The organism is Mesorhizobium sp. M7A.F.Ca.AU.002.02.1.1 (assembly GCF_003998535.1).
Taxonomy (GTDB): Bacteria; Pseudomonadota; Alphaproteobacteria; order Rhizobiales; family Rhizobiaceae; genus Mesorhizobium; species Mesorhizobium ciceri.
On record NZ_RZPB01000966.1, the window covers coordinates 1 to 1932 of the forward strand.

The window sequence follows — 1932 nt, forward strand, 5'->3', positions numbered from 1 at the left end:
ACCTCATCCAGCGTGCGGTCGCGAGCCGGCGTGATGGACGCCACCTCATAGAAGACGAAGCCGTTGTCGGCTGTGGTCAAGGCATCGTTTTCCGTGTTGGGTTCGGCGTCGAAGACCGCTTTGATCAGCTCCGGCGATTGCGGCAGGTCCTTGACGATGCTTGCATCTGGCCGCAGTCCACTGCGATCGATGGCGTCGATGGTGACGACCTTCAGCTTCAGCTTGGCCGCAGCGTCGGCCAGCGAACTGCCGGCGGCGCGGGTGTCATCGTAATTGTCGCGCACGTCCAGAAGGATGCGGCTTGCCTCGCCCAGCGCCAGATCCTTGCGGATCTGGTCGGACACCTCGGCCAGCGGCTTCACCACCTCGGGCTTGATCTCGGTGACACGCAGCAGCACCGGACCGAAGGCGCCCTGCACGACCTGGCTGACTTCATTGGCGTTAAGCGCGAAGGCGGCGTCGGCGACCGCCTTGTCGGCGATCTTGTCCTTGGCAAGCGTGCCGAGCAACGTGTCGGCTGGGGTCTTGCCTTCCGCCGTGACCAGCTTGTCGAAAGTGGCGCCTGCCTTGAGCGAATCGAACGCGGCCTTGGCCGCATCCGGCGTCTTGAACACGAGCTGCTCGATGGTACGCAATTCCGGCGTGGTGTAACGCGCCTTGTTCTTGTTGTAATCGTCGCTGACCTGTTGGTCGGTGACGGCGGTCGGATCCATGATGTCGACCGGCTCGAGGCGGACATAGGAGAATTTGCGGTATTCGGGTGCCGCATATGTCTTCTTGTTGGCTTCGAAATAGGCCGAAAGCACGCTATCGGATGGCGCCACGATCGGCTCGACGAGTGCCTTGGGCAGCGTCAAATAGTCGATGGTGCGGTCTTCGCCGCGATAGAGCGCAACTGCCTTGAAGAAAGTGTCCGGAGCCTTGAGGCCGTCCGAGACCGCCTCGACAATCTGCTGGCGCACCGCCACCTGAGCACGGTTCTTCAAATAGTCCTCGGGTCGCATGCCAATCTGCTGCAGCATATATTCGAACGTTCTGCGATCGAACTGGCCGCCCGGGCCTTTGAAGGCCGGGTCTTCGCGTGTCAGCTCGGCCAGCCGGTCTTTGGAAAGTCCGAGGCCCAGCTTGCGGGCCTGTTCATCGAGAACGGCACCCGAGACGAGCTGCGCCAGCACCTGGTTATCGACACCGAGCGCCTTTGCCTGTTCGTGGCTGAGACGTTGGCCGAACTGCTGCGACATGACGGCGAGCTGGCGATCATAGGCGAGACGGTATTCGTTGATCGACACTTTGGTGCCGCCAGCGGTTATCACCGAATCATGGCCGGCCAAACCGCCCATCAGCCGTCCGGAAACGCCCCAGACCAAAAAGCTGAGCACCAGCAGCACCAACAGCCCCTTCGCGACCCAGGTGCCTGCCGCGCTTCTCAATATACCAAGCATTTTTACTTCCGATTTATGCGCATTTTCGCATGCGCCGAGTCTGAAACAAGCGCAATAGCGCCCTTCCGGCCCACTGTCGATTGCTTTGTGGCCTGATTTTGGTAGTGAGGGCCAGAGCCCCGATATCATCCGGAGAAGCAAACCCATGACGCCAGGAATTCGCCCGCTCGTCGCCGGCAACTGGAAAATGAACGGCACCAGCGCCTCCCTCAACGAGCTCAGGATGATCGGCAACGGCTTCATGAGTGGGCTTGACGCGGAGACCGAAGCGCTGGTTTGCGTTCCCGCAACCCTGCTTGCCCACGCCGCCGAGATCCTGTCGCGCACGCCGGTGCATGCCGGCGGCGAAGATTGCCACACCAAGGAGAGCGGCGCCTACACCGGCTGCATCTCGGCGGAAATGCTCAGGGATGCCGGTGCGAGCCATGTCATCGTCGGCCATTCCGAATGCCGCGAGCAACGCGGCGAGGATGACGCCACTGTCCAGGCC

The 1932-nt window shown here is 61.7% G+C and carries 2 protein-coding genes; one reads left to right on the top strand and one right to left on the bottom strand.

Translation table 11 applies throughout. From position 1 onward, the window contains the following. Positions 1-1442, bottom strand: a 1442-nt coding sequence (locus tag EN879_RS33855) for a SurA N-terminal domain-containing protein (protein ID WP_127274605.1), incomplete at its 3' end; no start/stop codon positions are given. Positions 1443-1587: 145 nt separating this feature from the next. On the opposite strand from EN879_RS33855, the gene EN879_RS33860 reads away from it, so the two are divergent. Beyond that, a partial coding sequence (locus EN879_RS33860) for a triose-phosphate isomerase (RefSeq protein ID WP_206521061.1) occupies positions 1588-1932 on the top strand: 345 nt, incomplete at its 3' end.